Annotated in this window: 20 protein-coding genes and 2 pseudogenes; 11 read left to right on the plus strand and 11 right to left on the minus strand. The window is 64.6% G+C overall.

The window, feature by feature from the left end; genetic code table 11:
* Positions 1-110: 110 nt before the first annotated feature.
* The gene (locus ACVDG8_RS06370) at positions 111-335 is read left to right on the plus strand and encodes a hypothetical protein (protein WP_027165524.1); all 225 of its coding nucleotides are present in this window, start codon (positions 111-113) and stop codon (positions 333-335) included.
* Between the two features lie 262 nt (positions 336-597).
* On the opposite strand, the gene ACVDG8_RS06375 is transcribed toward ACVDG8_RS06370, so the two are convergent.
* Entirely contained in the window at positions 598-1,104 is a 507-nt protein-coding gene (locus ACVDG8_RS06375; RefSeq protein ID WP_447253956.1) for an OsmC family protein, read from the minus strand.
* A 257-nt stretch (positions 1,105-1,361) separates the two neighbouring features.
* Here ACVDG8_RS06375 and ACVDG8_RS06380 point away from each other — a divergent pair, with 257 nt between their 5' ends.
* The 3 genes from ACVDG8_RS06380 (at position 1,362) to ACVDG8_RS06390 (ending at position 4,851) form a co-directional block, all read left to right on the plus strand.
* On the plus strand, positions 1,362-2,861 hold the full coding sequence (locus ACVDG8_RS06380; RefSeq protein WP_447253957.1) for a S10 family peptidase: 1,500 nt from the start codon (positions 1,362-1,364) through the stop codon (positions 2,859-2,861).
* Between the two features lie 134 nt (positions 2,862-2,995).
* Positions 2,996-3,883, plus strand: a complete 888-nt coding sequence (locus ACVDG8_RS06385; RefSeq protein WP_447253958.1) for a DMT family transporter — start codon at positions 2,996-2,998, stop codon at positions 3,881-3,883.
* Between the two features lie 56 nt (positions 3,884-3,939).
* Positions 3,940-4,851: a DMT family transporter gene (locus tag ACVDG8_RS06390; protein ID WP_447257246.1), complete on the plus strand. Its 912-nt coding sequence runs from the start codon at positions 3,940-3,942 to the stop codon at positions 4,849-4,851.
* 127 nt (positions 4,852-4,978) lie between these two features.
* Here ACVDG8_RS06390 and ACVDG8_RS06395 read toward each other — a convergent pair whose 3' ends face one another.
* The gene (locus ACVDG8_RS06395) at positions 4,979-5,830 is read right to left on the minus strand and encodes a LysR substrate-binding domain-containing protein (RefSeq protein ID WP_447253959.1); all 852 of its coding nucleotides are present in this window, start codon (positions 5,828-5,830) and stop codon (positions 4,979-4,981) included.
* A 112-nt stretch (positions 5,831-5,942) separates the two neighbouring features.
* On the opposite strand from ACVDG8_RS06395, the gene ACVDG8_RS06400 reads away from it, so the two are divergent.
* Positions 5,943-6,350 (plus strand): tautomerase family protein, encoded by a 408-nt coding sequence (locus ACVDG8_RS06400; RefSeq protein ID WP_447253960.1) that lies wholly within the window; start codon positions 5,943-5,945, stop codon positions 6,348-6,350.
* Positions 6,351-6,369: 19 nt separating this feature from the next.
* On the opposite strand, the gene ACVDG8_RS06405 is transcribed toward ACVDG8_RS06400, so the two are convergent.
* Complete coding sequence (locus tag ACVDG8_RS06405; protein WP_447253961.1) at positions 6,370-6,876, minus strand: RES family NAD+ phosphorylase; 507 nt, start codon at positions 6,874-6,876, stop codon at positions 6,370-6,372.
* Entirely contained in the window at positions 6,873-7,361 is a 489-nt protein-coding gene (gene parS / locus ACVDG8_RS06410; protein ID WP_447253962.1) for a type II RES/Xre toxin-antitoxin system antitoxin, read from the minus strand. The genes ACVDG8_RS06405 and parS overlap by 4 nt, the downstream gene beginning before the upstream one ends.
* Positions 7,362-7,572: 211 nt before the next feature.
* Between parS and ACVDG8_RS06415 the strand changes: the two genes are divergently transcribed.
* The 3 genes from ACVDG8_RS06415 to ACVDG8_RS06425 all read left to right on the plus strand — a co-directional run bounded on the left by ACVDG8_RS06415 (position 7,573) and on the right by ACVDG8_RS06425 (position 11,472).
* A complete protein-coding gene (locus ACVDG8_RS06415; protein ID WP_447253963.1) occupies positions 7,573-9,795 on the plus strand; it encodes an AMP-binding protein in 2,223 nt (740 codons plus the stop codon).
* 251 nt (positions 9,796-10,046) lie between these two features.
* On the plus strand, positions 10,047-10,844 hold the full coding sequence (locus tag ACVDG8_RS06420; RefSeq protein WP_447253964.1) for an SDR family oxidoreductase: 798 nt from the start codon (positions 10,047-10,049) through the stop codon (positions 10,842-10,844).
* Between the two features lie 34 nt (positions 10,845-10,878).
* Complete coding sequence (locus tag ACVDG8_RS06425; RefSeq protein ID WP_447253965.1) at positions 10,879-11,472, plus strand: TetR/AcrR family transcriptional regulator; 594 nt, start codon at positions 10,879-10,881, stop codon at positions 11,470-11,472.
* Here ACVDG8_RS06425 and pssA read toward each other — a convergent pair.
* Both pssA and ACVDG8_RS06435 read right to left on the minus strand, forming a co-directional pair.
* Positions 11,469-12,284 carry a CDP-diacylglycerol--serine O-phosphatidyltransferase gene (gene pssA / locus ACVDG8_RS06430; RefSeq protein WP_447253966.1) on the minus strand — a complete coding sequence of 272 codons (816 nt, stop codon included), beginning with the start codon at positions 12,282-12,284 and terminating at the stop codon, positions 11,469-11,471. The two genes, ACVDG8_RS06425 and pssA, sit on opposite strands and share 4 nt — an antisense overlap.
* Before the next feature lie 3 nt (positions 12,285-12,287).
* A pseudogene (locus tag ACVDG8_RS06435) lies at positions 12,288-12,985 on the minus strand (phosphatidylserine decarboxylase).
* Positions 12,986-13,173: 188 nt separating this feature from the next.
* Here ACVDG8_RS06435 and ACVDG8_RS06440 point away from each other — a divergent pair.
* Positions 13,174-14,064, plus strand: a complete 891-nt coding sequence (locus ACVDG8_RS06440) for an SMP-30/gluconolactonase/LRE family protein (protein WP_447253967.1) — start codon at positions 13,174-13,176, stop codon at positions 14,062-14,064.
* Here the strand turns inward: ACVDG8_RS06440 and ACVDG8_RS06445 are convergent.
* The 4 genes and pseudogenes from ACVDG8_RS06445 to ACVDG8_RS06460 all read right to left on the minus strand — a co-directional run bounded on the left by ACVDG8_RS06445 (position 14,043) and on the right by ACVDG8_RS06460 (position 18,656).
* Positions 14,043-14,384 (minus strand): antibiotic biosynthesis monooxygenase, encoded by a 342-nt coding sequence (locus tag ACVDG8_RS06445; protein WP_447253968.1) that lies wholly within the window; start codon positions 14,382-14,384, stop codon positions 14,043-14,045. The two genes, ACVDG8_RS06440 and ACVDG8_RS06445, sit on opposite strands and share 22 nt — an antisense overlap.
* 255 nt (positions 14,385-14,639) lie before the next feature.
* A pseudogene (locus ACVDG8_RS06450) lies at positions 14,640-16,522 on the minus strand (ABCB family ABC transporter ATP-binding protein/permease).
* A gap of 85 nt (positions 16,523-16,607) precedes the next feature.
* Positions 16,608-16,931, minus strand: a complete 324-nt coding sequence (locus tag ACVDG8_RS06455; RefSeq protein WP_447253970.1) for an ArsR/SmtB family transcription factor — start codon at positions 16,929-16,931, stop codon at positions 16,608-16,610.
* A 222-nt stretch (positions 16,932-17,153) separates the two neighbouring features.
* Positions 17,154-18,656: a LysM peptidoglycan-binding domain-containing protein gene (locus ACVDG8_RS06460; RefSeq protein ID WP_447253971.1), complete on the minus strand. Its 1,503-nt coding sequence runs from the start codon at positions 18,654-18,656 to the stop codon at positions 17,154-17,156.
* A gap of 220 nt (positions 18,657-18,876) precedes the next feature.
* Between ACVDG8_RS06460 and ACVDG8_RS06465 the strand changes: the two genes are divergently transcribed.
* Positions 18,877-19,488, plus strand: a complete 612-nt coding sequence (locus ACVDG8_RS06465; protein ID WP_447253972.1) for an LOG family protein — start codon at positions 18,877-18,879, stop codon at positions 19,486-19,488.
* Between the two features lie 120 nt (positions 19,489-19,608).
* Here the strand turns inward: ACVDG8_RS06465 and ACVDG8_RS06470 are convergent, their stop codons facing one another.
* Entirely contained in the window at positions 19,609-20,499 is an 891-nt protein-coding gene (locus ACVDG8_RS06470; RefSeq protein WP_447253973.1) for a LysR substrate-binding domain-containing protein, read from the minus strand.
* Between the two features lie 117 nt (positions 20,500-20,616).
* Here ACVDG8_RS06470 and ACVDG8_RS06475 point away from each other — a divergent pair, with 117 nt between their 5' ends.
* The gene (locus ACVDG8_RS06475; RefSeq protein WP_447253974.1) at positions 20,617-20,907 is read left to right on the plus strand and encodes a muconolactone Delta-isomerase family protein; all 291 of its coding nucleotides are present in this window, start codon (positions 20,617-20,619) and stop codon (positions 20,905-20,907) included.
* The last annotated feature ends 24 nt before the right edge of the window (positions 20,908-20,931 follow it).

Raw genomic sequence — 20,931 nt, forward strand, 5'->3', positions numbered from 1 at the left:
GGGTCTGTGAACGGCGCGGCGGAAGCGTTCCTCGCGGCCAGCTTTCGCCGCAGATGGGGAATTGCTAGGATCGATCCGACTTCGACATCAAGCAAAGCGAGGAATTCCCCATGGCTGCTACTCCCAGCGTGGCGTTGGTCTGGTATCTGGTGATCGCCGGCCCGCAAGGCGGCATGGTGGTGCTGCCCAGCACCTTCGACACCCGCGAACAGTGCACCAACGCCGTCACCGAATACCAGAAGCAGCCGACACCGCAGGGCTGGGCGGTGCAATGCGTGCCAAGCGCCTCGCCGTTCACCGATGAAGGGGACGCGGAGACGCCGTCGGCGCAATAGGGCTGCCCCGAAGCTGCTGATCTCCCCCTTGTGGGCAGGGCAATCGTGAGTTTTTACGAAGAGGACCCCCACCCTTAATCCCTCCCCACAAGGGGGAGGGAGACTTGGTAGGCGCCGATCTCCGCAAATCGCCTAGGTTCGACGCCAAAAAGGGTGGCGTGCGGCAGCGTTTCCTCCCCTTGTGGGGAGGGTTAGGGTGGGGGTCCTCTTCGTAAAAACTCATATGCGATTGCCCTGCCCCTCGGAGGGGGCGATCAGCACTTCAACGCTCCGCGCTCACACTCAACACCGGCTTGTTGTTGATCGTCTGGAACACCACGCAATAGCGCTCGGTGAGCTTGATCAGCGAATCGATGCGCTCCTGCGGCTCGTCGGTGTCGAGGCCGAATTTAAGCCGGATTTCGCGAAAGCCGACCGGCGCGTCCTTGGCCACACCCAGCGTACCGCGAAAATCGAGGTCGCCTTCGGCCTCGACCGTCGCATTGCCCAGCTTGAACTCCAGCGCGGTGGCCACCGCTTTCAAAGTCACGCCAGCGCAGGCGACAAGCGCCTCCAGCAGCATGTCGCCGGAGCACAGTTCGAGGCCGGAACCGCCTGTTGCCGGATGCAGGCCGGCCACGCTAAGCGCCCTGCCCGTCTCGACCTTGCAGGCGATCGACTGGTCGTCGAGCGTGCCGCGGGCTTTCAGCGTGATCAGCGCCTTGGCGGCGTCCTCGCGATAGGCATCCTTCAGCGGCGCCTGCATGGTCTTGAGTGCGGTCGCGTCCATTGTTTGGGTTCCTTTCGATACCGTCTTAGTGGTTGATAGCACATTCCAGCTTGGGTTCCTCGCCCCTACGAAGTGGAGGAGAGGTGGCTCGGCGAAGCCGAGACGGAGAGGGGGAACGCCCTACGAAAGCCCCTCCCCGTCCGCTTCGCGGGCACCTCTCCCCGCCTTTGGCGGGGGAGAGGAACTGAAGCCTTGAGATGCCCTTTGACATCGGCCGCCCCGGCCATACCTTGCGGGTGTCATTCCCCGGAGCCGTCATGCGATCCAAATTCGTCCCCCTCGTTCTTCTCACGCTCGTCGCCTTCGCCCAGCCGGCCCTTACCGCCGAAACACCGGAACGCCCGGCGCCCGAGGGCGGCGTGCTGTCGCTGTTGCCGGCGCCGCAGGTCACCAGCCATTCGATCACGCTTGCCGGCCGCAAGCTCGATTACCAGGCCAAGACCGGCACGCTGTCGCTGTTGTCGGCCAAGGGCGATGTCAGCGCCGAGATCTTTTATGTCGCCTATACCCAGCAGCCGGGCCAGCCGGCGAAGGACCGGCCGATCACCTTCGTCTTCAATGGCGGGCCGGGTGCTGCCTCGGCCTATCTGCATCTGGGCGCGATCGGACCGCGCATCGTCCAGACCTCGGCCAACGGCGAGTTCCTGCCGCCGCCGCAAAGGCTGATCGACAATCCCGACAGCTGGCTCGACATGAGCGATCTTGTCTTCGTCGATCCGGTCGGCACCGGCTACAGCCGCGAGGCGCCAGGGCATGAGGGCAAGGAGTTCTGGGGCGTCGACGCGGACGCCAGCTCGGTCGGCGCCTTCATCCGCCTTTATTTGGCGCAGAACGGCCGCACCGGATCGCCGCTGTTCCTCGCTGGCGAAAGCTATGGCGGGTTCCGCGCCGCACTCCTGGCACGCACGCTGCAGGAGGATGTCGGCCTCAGCCCAAGCGGCATCGTGCTGATCTCGCCGGCGCTGGAGTTCATGCTGGTGCGGCCGGACCAGTTCGACCAATTGCACTGGGCGCTCGAACTGCCCTCGCTGGCGGCGGCAAAACTCCGCAACGACGGTGTCAGCGGCGATGCATTACGCGACAAACTCGCCGATATCGAGCATTACGCGCTTGGCGACTATCTGGGCGCGCTGAACAGCGGGCTGGAGCAAGGCGGCAAGCTGGCGAGCGAGCGCGTGGCCGAGATCACCGGTCTGCCGCTCGATCTCGTCCAGCGCAATTTCGCCCGTGTGCCGATCGGGCTGTTCGCGAAAGAATTCCAGCGCGCCAAGGGCAAGGTGCTCAGCCCCTACGACGCCACCGTCGGCGGCGCCGACATCGAGCCCGAGAGCGCCCGCGAGGTCGGCCCCGATCCGGTGCTCGACCGCAGCGTGCCGGCGCTTACCTCGGCCTTCGTCACCTATGCGCACGACGAATTGAACTACCACACCGATGTCAGCTACCGGCTGCTCAGCGGCGATGTCGGCCACAATTGGGACTACGGCACTTCAGGACAAGGCTATGCCGGCGTGATGAACGATCTGCAGCGGGCACGCGCGCTCAATCCATCGCTCGGCGTCGTCATCGTCAATGGCTATACCGACCTCGTCACGCCCTATCTCGGCACGCGCTACCTAGTGAACCAGATCCCGACGCTCATCGGCGCCAAGCCGATCCGGCTCGACGTGCTCGACGGCGGGCATATGATGTACCTGCGGCCGGACGGACGGCGCGCGCTGAAGGACGCGGCCTCGGAGCTCTACCGGGCAACGCAGTAAGGTCTGATCAGCTCGTTGCCTTCCCTGCGCCAACGCAAGCGCCACGCTGGAGCAGCGCCAGGCAAGCTTTCGCCCGTATAGCAGGGACAGCGGCTCCAGCAGGGGCGGAGCCCGCCCCACGCAAAGCAAGCCGCATGGTCGATGTCGTCGTCCTCGATAGCCGCGAAAGGGTGCTGGCCGGCATCCTGTTCACGGCCGTCGCCTATTTCCTGTTTTCGGCGCAGGACGCCTCGATCAAGCTTCTGGTCGTCGGCATGAGCGTGTGGCAGATCATGTTCTTCCGCTCGGTCACCGTGCTCGTCGCCTGCGGCGCGATCGGCGGCAGGCGGCTGTTTACCGATACGGTCAACTCGTCGATCGTCAAGCCGATGCTGGTGCGCAGCGCCTTCACGCTCGCCGCCTGGCTCTGCTACTACAACGCCGCGCGCTCGCTGCAGCTCGCCGAGCTCACCACCATCTATTACGCGGCACCCATCATCGTCACCGTGCTGTCGGTGCTGATCCTGGGCGAGAGGGTGCCGCTGCTGCACTGGACCGCGGTGTTCATCGGCTTCGTCGGCGTGTTCGTCGCCTGCGACCCGACCCGGCTCGGCGTCTCCGTGCCGGTGCTTCTGGTGCTGGCGGCCGCCGTGTTGTGGGGCATCGCCGTGGTTCTGTTGCGCAAGACCGCCATGCAGGAGCGCACCATGATCCAGCTCGTGCTCAACAATTTCTATTTCCTGCTGTTTTCGGCGGTACCCGCGCTCTTGTGGTGGCGCATGCCCGATGGCGGCCAGCTCCTGCTTCTGATCAGCGTCGGCGCGCTCGGCGGCGTCGCGCAATACATGCTGTTCGAAGGCATGCGGCGGGCGCCGGTGTCGATCGTGGCGCCGTTCGAGTACACCTCGCTGATCTGGGCCTTCGCGCTGGGCTACGCCATCTGGGGCGACGTGCCGCGCCGGGAGGTTTTCATCGGCGCGATGCTGATCGTCGGCGCCGGCCTGCTCATCGTCGGCAACGAACGTTTCCGCAAACGGGTCTAGCCACTCATGACGCAAGGTTGTCAGCAGCAACGCGGTAGTCTGTCGCCATGACCGATATGCTGGACATGCCGGAGAAGCTTGCGCCAAGTGCTGTCGCCGACGTGGCGGCGGAGCGGACGCTCGGCATCATCCTGGTGTCGACCTCGGCCATCGCCTTCGCGCTCACCGGCGTGCTGACCAAGTCGATCCATGCCGATCCGCTGACCATCACCTGCTGGCGCGGCTTCGTCGGCTCGATCCTGATCAGCCTCTATGTGCTGTGGCGCCGGCGTCGCTCGGGCGGGCGCGAAAGCCTGCGACTCGGCTGGCGCGGCTGGCTGCTGGCGATCGAGGGCGCGGCGGCCAGCATCGCCTTCATCTCGGCCTTCAAATTCACCTATGTCGCCAATGTCGCGGTGATCTACGCCACCTCGCCGTTCATCGCGGCCGTGCTCGCCTTCCCTCTGGTGGGCGAGAAATTCCGGCTGCAGACGATGCTGGCGGCGGCCGTGTCGCTCTGCGGCGTCGCCATCATGGTCGGCGCCGGCTTCGGCAGCGGCCATCTGTTCGGCGACGGACTGGCGCTTTTGATGACCGCCGGCAGCGCGCTCTACATGATTATGGTGCGCGCCTTCCGTCACTCGCCCGTCGTCTGGGCCAGCGCGGTGTCGGCCTTCCTGCTGTTCGTGCTCGGCTGGTTCGTCACCGATCCGCTGGCGGTCTCGGGCCGCGACGCGGCGCTGCTTGGCGCCTTCGGCTGCTCGTTCGCGCTGGCCTCGATCCTGTGGACGGAAGGCTCGCGGCTCATTCCCGCCGCCGAGGCCGGCCTGCTCGGCTCGGCCGAAGTGCCCTTCGCCATCTTGTTTGCGCTGGTTTTCCTCGGCGAAGTCCCGCCCGTGGCCAGCGTCATCGGCGGCGCGATCGTGCTTTGCGCGGTGTTTGCGCACGCCGGACGCGACTGGTGGAAGGCGAAATCGGCGCGTTCGTAAAAATATTTTGCCAGTCACGGAACCATCATCCGGCCCAGGCATTATTGCATCGACGGGTCACCCCCAAGTCCCCCCAAACCCCTCGACCCGTCCGACTAGAAGCCGACCCATAAGGTCGGCTTTTTCTTCAGGACGGCGCCAGGCCGCCGCCGAGCAGGTCCGCAAGGTCGCGTGCCGGAGTTTCGGCCTCTCGGGCGAGGCGGATGGCGAAATTGGCCATCGGCAGCGGCGGCAGGTCGAGCTCGTATGGCGCCTCCACAATGCCCGAATGGGCAAAGCGCCGCGTGCGCGGCGTCAGCGCGATGCCGGCATTGACCGCGGTGCGCAGGCCGGCAAGGCTGGCGCTGCCGGCGGCGATGCGATAGCGGCGGCCGGCGGCGTCGAGCGCCATGAGCGCGGCCTCCCTGAAGCCGCAATAGGGATCGAGCAGCGCCAGCGGCAGCACCTCTTGTCGCGTTGCCAACCCTTTTTCCGAGCAAAGCCACAGCATCGATTCGCTGATCAGCGCCACTTCATCGGGCGACGGCGCCTGGCGCATGAGAATGGCGATGTCGAGCTGGGCCGCTTGCAGCGCCGAGCCGAGCTCCTGGGAGCGGCCGACGCGCAATTCGATGCGCACACGCGGATGGCTGGCGGCAAAGGCCCGCAAAAGCTCCGGCAGGCCGTGATCGGCAAAGTCCTGCGTGGTGCCGATGGCGATGCGGCCCCCGGCGCGCGCGCCCTTCAGCGCCAGCCAGGCCTCGGTGTGGACGGCAAGGATGCGGCGGGCGTGACCGACAAGGTCCTCACCGGCCGGCGTCAGGCCGCGCCCCCTGCCCTGCGGCGTCAGCAGCGGCTCACCAACGATCTCCTCCAGCCGCTGCATCTGCGCGGTCACCGCCGACGGCGTGCGGCCGACAGTGGACGCCGCGCTCGCCAGCGAGCCGCCATCGACAAAGGCCAGGAAGGTTTTCAGCAGGTCGGGATCGAGCATTTCCATACTTCGATGTTATCGAAGTATTTGTCAAAAACAATTCGATTTTATTGATGCGTGCATGGGCCCATATGTCTCCCCATCGAAGGCGCGACGCGCCAAACCAAAGGAGAGAAAAATGCCGATCATCACCATCGCCGTCACCGGCAAGCCGGACGCCAAGCTGTCCGCGGCTATTGCCAAGGACATCACCCAAATCACGGCCAGGGAGCTGCGCAAGGACCCGACGATCACAGCCGTCGCCGTCAACTATGTCGACCCGGAACACTGGTTCGCCGGCGGCAAGTCGCTGGCCGAGCATGGCACCAATACCTTCTGGCTGGACATCAAGGTAGTCGACGGCACCAACACCAAGCTCGAGCTCGAAGCCTATCTCAAGGCGATCTTCGAGGCCTTCGGCCGGCTGCTCGGCGGCGTGCATGAGGAAAGCTACGCCTTCGTCCACGAAGTGCCGGCCGCGGCCTATGGCTATGGCGGCAAGACGCAGGAGTTCCGGTTCATCAGCGGGCGATTGAAGGCGGCGTGAAGGACATTCCTAGCCGGGCCTAGCTCGCGGGAGGATGAAGCCTTGTGTCCAGCGCGAAATCCTCTTGGAGGTGCAATCTGTAAAGGCCGGCCGCTCGGCCCGGATCGAACACCAAGTTCCAACTGTGTTGGGATACAGCGCTTGGAATGAGAAACAAGGGATGCTTTGCCAGCAGACTGTCGCCAAACTGCTGTTGCCCCGCGCTGGGAATGCCGGGGCGCAGCCAGTTTGCGTTTGGAATATCGTTGATCTCCGCGACATGAATTTCTGACGGATCGGTGATGTCAAATGCCGTCAGCACATGACGAACGGTATCGAGCGTCCGAAATCCCTTGTGAACAGCCACCTCGAGAATCGCGGTCGAAGGGTCAACGGACGCGTACACAGCCCTGACACCTTTGCTGTTCCACCTTCCTCCGAGTTTGAAGGCCCCCTCACCGCTGTCCCAAGTTGCCTTGAAGCGCTTGTGGTCAAGTCTCCAGCCCAGGACATTTCCTGTTCCGAGAGAGCCCGGCAACGGCGTCACGCGTAGACACCGTAGTCGAGCCTCTCGAGAAACTCCTGCACAAGCGCAGTGCCCGCCGCCGTGGCCAAGAGATCAATCGGTCGCCGATTGTCCAAGCCCATCGCGGGCTGGATCATCCACTTCTCGGCCTCTTCCTGCGTTCCAAGAACGGACGTGGCCTTCGTGAGAATCCTGGCGAAATTCCAGGTTCTTGAACCTTGCTCCTTATTGAGGATCTTGGAGTGATCCGATTTATGCCGCTGAAATGTGCGCTCGCTCATGCCGAATGCCGTCTGGAAAGCATCGGCAAGATCAATAACGGTCAGATGCCCGACAAGGCTTTCCAAGGCCCGGCCTGGAATTCCGTGCAGGATCATTTCATGTGCCTCAAGCGGACTGGAAACGGAAAATCCGAGAATTTTCGGCCCGCCAAACAGATCGATCACGCGTTCGAACTCCGGCTCCATACGTGGAGCCTCGGCAAACCCCATTGGGATATTGGCCACGGTTACGTCTCCGTCATGTGTCATATTATTTACGACATGTGTCGCCAATTTTCAAGTGATGACAGCGAATCTCTCGGCCCATCACTTTCCCGCCCTGGAATCGACGCTCGCTGCGATCGCGCCCCCGCATTGACCTTCCCTTCACTTCCGCTACCCTCTTCGCCGAAGCGGCCGCGCAAGAGCCGCGTCGAGGAGACTGGGAGAGAGCGGCATGATCCTGACCCTGGCGCTGCTGGCGGGCCTTGTCTTTGCCTGGCTGCTGATCGGCGCGATCGAGACCTTCCGGCTCGACCTGCGCTTTACCCAGGCGCTGCTCCACGTGCCGTTCAAGCTCGCCTACCGCATTGACGACAACCGCATCCGCATCGCCCGCGGCGCAAAGACGCCGGTCATATATGTCATTTCGCACCAGTCGCGGCTGGAGCCGGCACTGATGCTGTCGCTGCTGCCCGACGACACGCTGCACATCCTGGACGAGGCTTCCGCCCGATCGCCCTGGCTGGAGCCGTGGCGGGAGCTTGGCCGCACCATCGCTTTCAACGCCGAGCATGTCTTCGTCAGCCGCCGCCTGGTCCGGGTGCTGAAAGGCAAAGGCCGTCTTGCCGTCTATCTGCCCGACGACGTCGAGCCCGACGTGAAGTCGTTCCGGCTGTTTCGCGCCGTCACCCGTATCGCCATGCAGGCCGACGCCCGTATCGTGCCGATCTTCGTTGCCGGCGCGCGCGACCTGCCGATGTCGCTGACGCCGAAGGAGAAAGCACCGCGCCACTGGTTCCAGCGCCTGTCGATCAGCGTGCTGGAGCCGATGACGATCGCCGAACTGGTGGCGCGCAATCCCGACATGGCCTCCAACACCAACGCGCTGTTCGACCGTATCGCCGAGGCGCGGCTTTTCGGCACCAATCTCGACCGCGGCCTGTTCCTCGCCATGCGCGACGCCGCCGACCGCATCGGCCCGTCGCGACCGATCATCGAGGACGTGATCTCCGGTTCGCTGAGCTATCGCAAGATGTTCATCGGCGCGCGGGTGCTTGGCCGCCGCTTCGAGGCCGTGACGGCGCCCGGCGAAGCGGTCGGCGTGCTGTTGCCCAATGCCAATGGCGTGGTGCTGACTTTCGTCGGCCTGATCTCGGCGGGCCGCGTGGCAGCGATGATCAACTACACCGCCGGGCCGGCCAGCGTGACCGCCGCGGTCCGCACCGCCGTCATCCGGACGGTTGTCTCCTCCCGCGCCTTCATCGAGAAAGCGGCCATCGACGACATCGTCGCCGCCGTCGAGGCGGGCGGGGCAAAAATGCTCTGGCTGGAGGATATCCGCGCCGGCGTGACGAGCCTGGACAAGGTCGCGGCCGCGCTGTTCTGGCGCTTGCCGCTGCAGCGGCAGCAGGCCTCGAAGCCGGCCGTTATCCTGTTCACCTCGGGCTCGGAGGGCACGCCGAAGGCGGTGGTGCTGTCCAACCGCAACCTGCTTGCCAACGTCATGCAGGCGGAGGCGCGTGTTTCGGTCTCACCGGCCGACATCCTGCTCAACGTGCTGCCGGCGTTCCATTCCTTCGGCCTGACCGGCGGCACCATCCTGCCGCTGGTGCTGGGGGTAAAGCTGTTCCTCTACCCCTCGCCGCTGCACTACAAGATCATCCCCGAGATCGCTCGCAAGGTGAAGCCGACCGTGATGTTCGGCACCGACACGTTCCTCGCCAATTATGCCCGCACCGCCAAGGACGGCGACTTCTCCAGCCTGCGCTTCGTGGTGGCGGGCGCCGAGGCCGTGAAGCCAGAAACGCGGCGCACCTATCGCGACCGCTTCCAGGCTTCGATCGTCGAAGGTTTCGGGTTGACCGAGGCCGCGCCCGTGGTGGCGGTCAACACCGCCATTCATGGCCGCGACGGCACAGTCGGACGGCCGCTGCCGGCGATCCGCATGAAGCTCGAGCCGATCGAGGGCATCAGCGAAGGCGGCCGGCTATGGCTCGACGGGCCGAACCTGATGATGGGTTACATGACCGCCGACCGTCCCGGCGAATTGCAGCCGCTGGAAGGCTGGCACGACACCGGCGACATCGTCACCGTCGACCGCGACGGCTTCATCACCATCCGCGGCCGGGCAAAACGCTTCGCCAAGATCGCCGGCGAGATGGTGTCGCTGGGCGCGGTCGAAATGCTTGTCCAGTCGCTGTGGCCGGAAGAGCGTCACGCGGCGGTTGCGGTGCCCGACAAAAGGCGCGGCGAGCGCATCGTGCTGGTCACCACCGCCGACGATGCCAGCGCCGAGGAATTGCGCCAGTTCGGCAAGAAAGCAGGTGCTGCGGAACTAATGGTGCCCAACGACATCATCAAGGTGGACGAGATCCCGGTGCTGGGCTCCGGCAAGACGGATTACGTCTCGGCGCGCAAGCTGGCGATCGATCGCCTGGGGCTGGGGGTGGCGGCCTGACACGCCATTTCGCCGCCGGGTTTTGGATACCTGGCGCGTTTCACCGTTCACGAAAACGGCGAACGGCTTTATCTCTTTGTTTTTACGCAATTCTGGGCGAAGCCGCCGAACTTAACCGCTCACGCTTTTCCTGGAATTGCTCTAGCCGATGCGGCCTCGGCCAAGCCTCCATGCCGCATGCTACCGCGAGGAACAAATGAGGTGAGTGACCATTTACTCACTAACAAGCTTGCAACCGCGAGGAAGAGGCTATGGCAAAGATCCTTGTCACCGGTGGCACCGGGCACCTCGGGCGTGATCTGGTGCCGGCCCTGACGAATTCGGGGCATGACGTCAGGCTGCTGGTCAGAAAAGCGCAACCAGACACGTCCGTCGAGTGGGCAATCGGCGATCTGGCAACCGGGGACGGTCTGGAGGACGCGCTGCGTGGCATAGACACCGTCGTGCATGCCGCGACGCTGTCGCCCATCGCCAAGCGAGGCATGCGGCTCGTCGATTTCTTCTCCAGTCCTCCCGATGTCGATGTCGACGGGACGCGGCAGCTGCTTGCCGCTTCGCAACGAGCTGGTGTTGCCCATTTCATCTTCGTGTCGATCGTCGGCCTGGAAGGCAGCACCCTGCCCTACAGCCAGGTGAAGCTGGCGGGCGAGCGCTTGGTGCGCGCGTCGCCGCTTTCGTGGTCCGTCATCCGGGCAACGCCATTTTACTACCTTCTGGCAAAGATGCTCGGTGGGTTGAGATGGCTGCCGGTTTGGCCACTGCCGACGTCACCGTCGAACCCGGTCGATACGCGCGATGTCGCCACCTACATCGCCCAAGCCGTCGATGACGGGAAACGCGGTATGCGGCCGGAGATCGGAGGCCCTGACGTGATGCCGTTCTCAACCTTCGGCAGGCGATATCGAGATGCGCTGGGCCTCCGGCGTCTCATCGTGCCGCTACCGGTCAGCCGGAAGATGAGTCTTGCCATGGGTTTGGTCGAGACGGCCGAGCGCCTGGGCAAAAGACGCTGGATGGACTGGCTTTCAGAGCACGAACGTCGGACGTGAGTCCAGCGAGACAGAGCAAGATAAGGACAGGCCAATGAAGCCGCCCTCAAACGGACGCGAACGGATCCTTCGTGAGGCCATTCGGCTGTTTGCCGATCGCGGATACGACCGCACCAGCATTCCCGAGATACAGGCCGCGGCGGGGCTGTCGCGAGGTTCCGGCGCTCTCTATAAGCACTACCCGTCAAAAGAGGCGCTGCTCACCGAGGCGATCGACCAGTTTGTCGACATCGCGCGTGAGGGGCAGATGGAGCTTGATAAGACATCGTTGCCGATAGACCAAAAAGCGCGGCAGCTCGTCGAGGGCATGCTGGCGCGGCTCGGCGCCAACCGTGACGTGCTCAGGATCCTGTGGCGCGATCTGGATCATTTCCCGGACCTGAAAGCCACGGCGCGGGGCGAGATCATGCAAAGGACTTATCTCGCCGTCGCGGAGTGGCTGCGAGAGCATCAGGAGAGCGGCGCGCTACGCCCGCATGACAGCCAAGCCGTGGCCGCCGTCATCGTCGGCAGCGTCGCCATGTTTCGCGTCTTTGAAGCGATCTGGGGCGAGCGCGCGATCAATATCAGCGACCAACGCTTCGCGTTGGCGTGGAGCGATCTGCTGCTGCGCGGACTGCAACCCTAACCGATATCCGAGGGCGGTACCTTCTCGCCTTCGAGCTTCGCCCGCTTGGAATAGGCGCGCACCGAGAACGGCAGGAACAAGAGATAGCCGGCGACCGACGCCGTCAGCGTGTACCAGGGATAGGTCATCAGCAAGAGGATGTAGAGCACGACGCCAAGGATGATCGGCAATACCCTGTCACCCGGTACCTTGACGCTCTTGCCGGAATAGACCGGCAACCGGCTGACCAGCAGGAAGGCGACCAGCACGGTGAAACCGGTAGCGATGAAGGCGGCGGAACGGCTTGGCTCGATGCCCAATCGCAGGAACGACAGATAGAGTGGCAGCATGACCAGCACCGCGCCCGCCGGCGCCGGCACGCCGACGAAATACTCGGTCTGCCATGCCGGCTGGTCATGATCTTCGGCCAGCACATTGAAGCGGGCAAGCCGCATGCCGCAGGCGATGGTGAACAGAAGTGCCGCGATCCAGCCCGGCGATCCGGCGCGGTCGAGCAGGAAGGCATAGAGCACCAGCGCCGGCGCCACGCCGAAATTGACGATGTCGGCCAGCGAATCCATCTGCGCGCCGAATTTCGAGGTGGCCTTCAGCATGCGCGCCAGCCGCCCGTCGATGCCGTCGAGGAAAGCGGCGAGCAGCACCATGACCACCGCCGTCTCGAAGCGGTTCTCGAAGGCGAAGCGGATGCCGGAAAGACCGGCGCAGATGGCAAGCACCGTGACCAGATTGGGCAGCACCATGCGCATCGGGATCTCGCGGATGCGCGGACCGCCGCTGGCATGAGCCTCGAATTTCTTGAAGGGCGCGCCCACCGTTCAGGAAACCCTGACCAGTGGCGTGACCGCAGTGCCGCCGAATTCGGCCAGCACGGTCTCGCCGCCCACCGCCGTCTGGCCGACCGCGACGCGCGGCACGGCATTCTTGGGCAGGAAGACGTCGACGCGCGAGCCGAAGCGGATCAGGCCGAAGCGCTCGCCAATGGCGATGTTGCCGCCTTGCTCGGCCCAGCAGACGATGCGGCGCGCGACCAGGCCGGCGATCTGCACGGCGACGATCGTGCCGTTCGGGCTGTCGATGACCAGGCCGTTGCGCTCATTCTCAGAGCTTGCCTTGTCGAGCTCGGCATTAAGGAACTTGCCAGGCTTGTGCTCGATGCGCGTGATGCGGCCGCGCACCGGGGCGCGGTTGATGTGGCAGGAAAACACGTTCATGAACACCGAGATGCGGGTCATCTCGCCAGAGCCCAGGCCGAGCTCGCTCGGCGGCACGGCCGGACCGACCGCCGAGATCACACCGTCGGCCGGGCTCACCACCAGCCGGTCGTCGACCGGTGTGACGCGCTCGGGATCGCGGTAGAAATAGACGCACCAGGCGGTCAGGATCAGGCCGATCCAGAACAGGACCGAGGAGAAATAACCGAGAAACAGCGTCGCCGCGCCGAAGGCGGCGATGAAGGGATATCCTCGCGATGGATCGGAACGAAGGTATTCTTGACCGAGTCGAGAAGGCTCATAGGGCTTGGGGCAGGTCCCTGTTTCAGGTTGCGCCTCAATAGCGGAAAGCCCCCTGCCCGCAACGCAACAATGGGGAGGTACGGCTGAGGCGGTGTCGTTGCTGATAGTCATGACTTTCGGTGCGGGATGTAGGAACCTGCCCGTCTCACCCGTCCTAGGCTGGACAACCGCCCACGGAGCCAGCCAAATGTCGTCCTCAAACAGCGCCAAGAAAGCCAATCTCATCACCGAGGGACTTGCTTTCGGCGAATCGCCGCGCTGGCATGACGGACGCCTGTGGGTCTGCAACTGGGGTACCGGCGAGATCATCGCGATCGATGCCGACGGCAACCGCAAGATCATGCTCACGGCGCCGGCGGTCCTGCCCTATTCGATCGACTGGCTGCCCGACGGGCGGCTGCTGGCGATCTGCGGTCGGCAAGGCCTTCTGCTCAGGCAGGAAGCGGACGGAACGCTCGTCACACATGCCGATCTTAGGCAATCATCGAAAAGTCCATGGAACGAGATCGTCGTCGATGGGCGCGGCAACATCTATGTCAATGGCGGTGGGCCGGCACCGGCGTCGGGCGAACATTTTGGCCCCGGCACTATCGTGCTGATCACGCATGATGGCAGGGTCCAGCAGGTGGCCGAGGATATCGCGTTTGCCAACGGCATGGCGGTGAGTGCTGACAACAAGACACTGATCATTGCCGAATCCCATGCCAACCGGCTGACCGCTTTCGACATCGTTGGCGATGGCACCCTGGCCAACCGGCGCGTGTGGGCCGATCTCGGCAACGATTATCCCGATGGCATCTGTCTCGATGCCGAAGGGGCGGTCTGGTACGCGGATGTTCCCAACAAGCACTGCGTGAGGGTGCGTGAGGGCGGTGCGAAAGTCGATCGGGTCGAAGTCGATCGCGGCTGCTTTGCCTGTATGCTGGGTGGCGCCGACGGCCGCACCCTGTTCATCCTCGCAGCCGAATGGCGTGGCTTCGAGCACATGGTGAGCGACGCCCGCACCGGCCAGGTGCTGAGCGTCGCGGTGGCTTCGCCGGGAGCCGGATGGCCCTCTTATACCTCCGGCACACGCTGATAGTTGGCGATGTCGGCTTTCACGCCGAGGCGCTGGAGCGTCTCCTGCGGACTGAAGGCGATGCGCTCATGCGCGGCCTTGACGATCGGCACGACCTTGTCGACCGCCTCCTGGCTTTCCCATTCGACCATGGTGACGAGGTTGAACTCGCCCGGGCCGGAGAATTGCTCGAGCAAATAGTCGCGCACGAAGCCCTCCTGCCGGCGCAACAGCTCATGCGTCTGAAATACCCTGGCGAGAATCTCGTCGCGCGCCTGCGCAAGCACGACGAACTTGTCGACCCGGAAGACGCTGCCGTTGTGGTGATTGTTTGTGGTCATTTTCATTCATCTCCGATTTTTGCTTGCTTGGCAGGCGGCTCGGAGTCGGTTTGCAAGCTCAAGGTAAGTTGAGGTCAAGGGGGATTTTTGGCGGGCGCCTCTTCCTTCTTCCCTTGTGGGAGAAGGTGGATCGGCGCGCTAGCGCCGAGACGGATGAGGGGTGTTCCAGCGGAGTGAGGCGTTGGCGTTCCCTGGAACACCCCTCATCCGTCGCCTGCGGCGACACCTTCTCCCACAAGGGAGAAGGAAGAAGCGCTAGCTCACCTCCGACGTGCGTCTCCGTACGACAACGCCCAGCTCGTCGCCCTCCTCGCGATGCGCAGGCGTTCTTCGGCTTCTGTGGCTTCGCGCTGGCGGTCCCACATCGAGGCGTAAAGGCCGTGCCTGGCGAGCAGCGCGGCGTGGGTGCCGCGCTCGGCGATCTGGCCGTCCTTCAGCACGATGATCTCGTCGGCCGAGATCACCGTCGACAGCCGGTGGGCGATGACGATGGTGGTGCGGCCCTTGCTGACGAGGTCGAGGGCTGCCTGGATTTCCTGCTCGGTGTGGCTGTCGAGCGCCGAGGTCGCCTCGTCCAGCATCAGGATCGGCGGCGCCTTGAGGATGGTGCGGGCGATCGCCACGCGCTGCTTCTCGCCGCCGGACAGTTTCAGGCCGCGCTCGCCGACCATCGAACGGTAGCCTTCGGGCAGCTTGTCGATGAACGGCCCGATCTGGGCGAGCTCGGCCGCCTTGCGCACCTCGTCCTCGCTGGCGCCGACGCGGCCGTAGCGGATGTTGTAGGCAATCGTGTCGTTGAACAGCACGGTGTCCTGCGGCACCATGCCGAGCACGGCGCGCAGGCTCGCCTGCGTGACATCGCGGACATCCTGGCCGTCGATCAGCACATGGCCGGACTGCACGTCGTAGAAGCGGAACAGAAGCCTGGAGATGGTCGACTTGCCGGCGCCGGACGGGCCGACGATCGCCACCGTCTTGCCGGCCGGCACCTCGAAGGAGACGCCTTTCAGGATCTTGCGGTTCGCGTCGTAGGAGAAATGCACGTCGCGGAACTCGACCTTGCCGGCGCTCACCTTCAACGGCATGGCATCCGGCTTGTCGACGATCTCCTGGGGCACGTCGAGCAGGTCGAACATATGCTCGATATCGGTCAGGCCCTGGCGGATTTCGCGATAGATGAAACCGATGAAGTTGAGCGGCACCGAAAGCTGCATCAGCATGGCGTTGATGAAGACGAAATCGCCAACCGTCTGCGTGCCGGCCTGCACTTCCAGCGCCGACATGCACATGACGACGACGGTGCCCACCCCGAAGATGACGCCCTGGCCGAAGTTCAGCCAGCCGAGCGAGGTCCAGGTCTTCGTGGCGGCGCTCTCGTAGCGCGCCATCGAGCGGTCGAAGCGCGCGGCCTCCATGGCTTCGTTGGTGAAATATTTGACCGTCTCGAAATTGAGCAGCGAGTCGATCGCCTTGGTGTTGGCGTCGGTGTCGCTGTCGTTCATGTCGCGGCGGATCGAGATGCGCCAGTCGCTCGCCTTGACGGTGAACCAGACATAGAGCGCGACGGTAACGGCGACCACGGCCACGTATCTCCAGCCATAGGTGAAGGCGAAGATGCCGGCCGTCAGCGCGAATTCGAGGATGGTCGGCGCCGTGTTCAGCATGATGAAGCGCACGATCGTCTCGATGCCCTTGGTGCCGCGCTCGATGATGCGCGACAGGCCGCCGGTGCGGCGCTCGAGATGGAAGCGCAGCGACAGCTGGTGCATATGGACGAAGGTGCGGAAGGCGAGCTGGCGCACCGCATACTGGCCGACACGGGCAAACAGCGCGTCGCGCAGCTGGTTGAAGCCGAGCTGGATCAGACGCAGCACATTGTAGGCGATGACCAGCGCTACCGGCGCCAGCAGGAAGGCCGGCAGCGGCGGCGGCGTTTTCGACGCGTGGGCCAGCGCGTCGGTCGCCCATTTGAAGAAATACGGACCGGCGACCAGCGTCACCTTGGCGACGACCAGGAGCAAGGTCGCCCAGGTGACGCGGGCTCGGAGATCGGCGCGGTCGGCCGGCCACATATAGGGCCAGAGATTGCGCAATGTGGTCAGCGTGTCGGCTTCGGCGGATACGGTCTTTTCGGCCACTAGTCTTGCCTTTTGGGTGAGAGTGTCAGCGGCAGCAGAGCATGATGCCGAAAAGTGCGGAGCGGTTTTCGGATGACATCATGCTCTATCCGGGAGTCGCGCAGCAGGTAGCGACGAGTTGGGTCAGCGAGGCCGACACGCCGGCAAGCGCTGCATGGTCGACGGCATAGCGCGAGCGCTGCCGATCGGCCTCGAAGCGGACAAGCCCGGCATCGACCAGCACTTTCAGATGCTGCGAGACGGTCGACTGGGCGAGATCGAGGTGATCGACCACTTCACGGCAGGAACAGCAGTGGCTGGCCGACAACCGCTTCAGGATTTCGATACGTGCGGGATGCGAGAGCGCGGCCAGGCGGAGCGCCATGGCGTGACTGTCGCTGCCGCAGCGGGCTTCAGGGGATTCGGTCATCGTCCATCGCCGATAGACGATGGAGCGGGATTGGGCAAGCTAGGCGGATGGGTAGCGCGGACAATCTCCCCTTGAGGGGCAGATGTCGCCGAAGGCGACAGAGGGGGTCGTCTCACGTAGAGCGCCGACCCATCTGCGAGCAAGGGCGTTGGCGCTTCATGCGCGAGGGCCCCCTCTGGCCGCTCCGCGGCCATCTCCCCTCGAGGGGGAGATCAGGCAGCGCTACTCCGTCTTCGTCGGCGCCCCGGTTGCCTGCTCGCCCATGGACTTCATGTCGGCGTCCTCGCCTTCCTTGGACTTGGAGGGCACCTTGAACACCTGGCCCGGCCAGATGCGGTCAGGATCGCGGATCTGGTCCTGGTTGGCGAGGTAGATGGTCGAGTAGCGCACGCCATGGCCGTAGACGCGACGCGAGATGCGCCAGAGCGTGTCGTTGCGGCGGATGATGACGGCGCTGTCGGCATGTTCGAGCTTCGGCGCCGTTGTCTCAGGCACGTCGGTCGCGGGCTTGGCTTCCGCTGTCTTGGCTGGAGCCTCAGCGGCGGGAGCCGGCTTGACAGCTTCAGCCGTCGCGGTGGTTTCGGCGGTCTTTGTTTCCGTAGGCTGGGTTGCGGCCGCCTTGGTCTCGCTCGGCTTCGTCGCGCCTGGGGCGACTGCGGCAACGGACTCGCCGGGCTCGCGCTCGAACGGCACGGCGGCGCGGGCGATGACCTTGACGCCGTCATTGTCGAGGCCATCGACATGGATGGTGTAATTGCCGACCGGGATGTCGCGCTTCGCCTCGATCAGGAAGTGGCCGTCTGGCGAGGTCCGTGCATCGCCGAGCAGGATGGCGTCGGCATAGGCGCGCACCTTGCGGCCCGGATCGGCCGTGCCGGCGACGAAGATCTTGCTGCCGTCGATCTCGACCGCCTCGACGGCGATCTTGGGTTCGGCTGTGGCCGCGACAGGCGCAGCCGTTGCCGGAGCGGCGGCCTGGCTGGTTGCGGCCGGCGCCGTTGCCGCGGGGGCCGCGGCCAGCGCGGTCGTTGCCGGAGCCTGTGCCGCCGGAGCAGCCGCCTGGTCGGCGGCCGCCGGGGCTGCCGGCTTGGTCTCGGCCTGCGGAACGGTGATCAGTTGCGATGCCTTGCCCGGCTCCTCGACCATTGCCAGCACCTGGCCGGTCGAGCTCTGCGGCACCGAGACGACCGCGGTCTGCGCCGAGGCGACGGCGGTACCGCCGACCGTCTGGCGCAAGGTGATCGTGTAGTCGCCGGGCTTCAGCGGATCGTCGAGCACGATGGCGAAGGCGCCGTCAGGGCCGGATACGGTCGAGCCGAGCGCGGTTCCGCCACTCAGGATCTCCACCTTGGCGTTGGGCGCGGCATTGCCGGCGACGACGATCGAACCATTGCTTTCGACGCGCACGACATCGAAGCTCGGCAGCGCCAGACCTGCGGCGGCAGGCGCCTGAGCGGCGGGCGCGGCGGACGAAGACGCCGCCGGAGCGGTCGCGGCCGGCGCCATCGCATTGTTCGCGGGCGCCATGGTGTTGGCGGGCGCCGGCAGGCGCGCCTCGGTCGTGGTGCTGGACTGAGCCGGTTTGGTGTCGGTTTGCGGCAGTGCGGCGATCTGCGCCGGCTTGTGAATGTAGGGATCGAGCGCGCCCGACCCGTAGGCGACCGCCGCGACGACGGCGACACCGCCCGCCGCGAACAAAAACGCCTTAGAAGGATTGATAGCCATATGTTTTATGCCCCCTTAGCCACCTAACGCCCGGTTTTGAGCGTTTTGCCGCTTCAGAGCAACGGTGAAACGCTCTAACTCTTTGTTTTGGCGCAATTCCCAACGGAAAACCGCTACGCACTTTTCCTGAAATTGCTCTAACGTGTTTTTTCCACGCTCACAAGAAAAAGCCCTTGACCGGACTTGACCCGGCCAACCGCCCCTATCACCAATGATCCTCATGAACACGATTCGATCCGTTTGCGTCTATTGCGGCTCGTCTCCGGGCCGTGATGAGGCTTATGTCAAGGCCGGCCATCTGCTTGGACGCTCGCTCGCCAAATCCGGATTGCGGCTCGTCTATGGCGGCGGCACCAAGGGCATCATGGGCGCCGTTGCCGAGGGCGCGCTCAAGGCCGGCGGCAAGGTAACCGGCATCATCCCGCGCTTCCTGATCAACAAGGAAGCGACCGAAACCGCGCTCGACAAGCTCGACGAGTTGCTGATCACCGACAACATGCACGAGCGCAAGCACAAGATGTTCGAGAAATCGGACGCCTTTGTGGCGCTGCCGGGCGGCATCGGCACGGCCGAGGAAATCTTCGAGATCATGACCTGGGGCCAGCTCGGCCATCACCGCAAGCCGATCGTCTTCGCCAACGTCAAGGGTTTCTGGGACCCGATGACCGCGCTTCTCGACCACATGGCGGGCGAAGGCTTCATCCACACCGCGCATCGGGTGAAGCCGCTGGTCGTAGACGACCCCGAAGCCATCGTCGCCGCCATCATGGTGGCGGGCTCGTCGGTCGACGCGCCGACGGAAGGGGTGCGGGCGGTGATCGATAAAATGTAGGGGAATAAGGCAGTAGGGCAGTAAGGCAGTATGTGAATGCTTGGAAGCCTGCCCTACTGCCCCTACTGCCCTACTGCCCCTACTGCCCCTACTGCCCTACTGCCCTACTGCCCTACTCCCCTACTCCCCTACTCCCACTGCCCTCCTCAACCCCTCAATCACCGCCCTTCGATCCTGCCTTCGCCATGCCAGATGCATCGACACGTTGCGGCCGAACCAGGGCAGGTCGCGGAAGACGATGCCGGGCGGCGCTGCTGAACGCAGGCTCTGCTGCACCGTCGCAAGGCCGAGGCCGGCGCTGACCAGGCCGAGCGAGGTCAGCGGATCGGCGGTTTCATAGGCGATGTCGGGCAGGAAACCGGCTCTGGCGCAGGCAGCGAGGAACGGCGCGCGGTTGGTGTCGTCGGGCTGGCGCACGACGGTGATCCAGACACGGCCGTCGAGATGGCCAGGCAGGATCTCAGCGACATCGGCCAGCGGGTCGCTTTGCGGCATCGCCAGCACCAGCGGCTCGCGCCTGACCAGCATGCTGTCGATGTCCGGATCGCCTTCCGGCGCGGGCGCATAGACGAAGCCGAGATCGAGCTCCCGGCTTCGCAATTGCTCGAACTGCGTGGCCGAGCGCAGGCTCCGCAGTTGCAGATGGAAATCCGGCCGCTCGCGGCGGAACTCGCGCAGCATCGCCGCAACCAGCCCGGCATGCACCGCGCCTTCGACATAGCCGATGGCAAGGCTGCCGGTGGCGCCACTGGCGAGATTGCGGCCGAGCTCCTCCAATCGCCTGGCGTTGGCAAGCAGCGCGCGGGCTTCGGTGAGGAAGGCCCTGCCCTCGGCATTGAGGTGAACGCGCTGCCTGGCGCGCTCGAACAAGGCAGCGCCGAGCTGCTCCTCCAGTTGCATGATCTGCCGGCTCAAGGGCGACTGCGAGATGTGCAATTGCTGCGCGGCGCGGCCGACATTGCCGGCCTCGGCGACGGCGACGAAATAACGGATTTGGCGCAGGTCGAGCATTTTCCACTCCGGCAGTTCAAGACCTTATAGGTCTCGATTATAGCCTAATCAGTCTTGGACAGTCTGGCCAGCCGGCGCGATATCTCCTCGCATCAACCCACCACACAGGAGACCGCAATGCAGTTCTTTGCCCTGCTTACCCGCAATACCCAGAAGTTCAGCGACGCCGATTTCGCCCCGCTGCTGCCGCCGGAGTCCGAGCAGCGCAAGACGCTCTACGCGCAGGGCGCGGTGCGCCAGATCTGGAACCGGGGCGACATTCCCGGCAGCGGCATGATGTTCGAGGCCGCCGACGAGAAGGAAGTGCGCGGCCATCTTGCCACGCTGCCGCTGGTCGAGGCCGGCATGATGGACATCGCCTCCGTGGTTCCCCTCAGCCCCTACCCCGGCTTCGGTCCGAAGCGCTAAAGCTTGCGGTACGGGCTGTCGTGA

The organism is Mesorhizobium sp. ORM8.1, assembly GCF_053005525.2.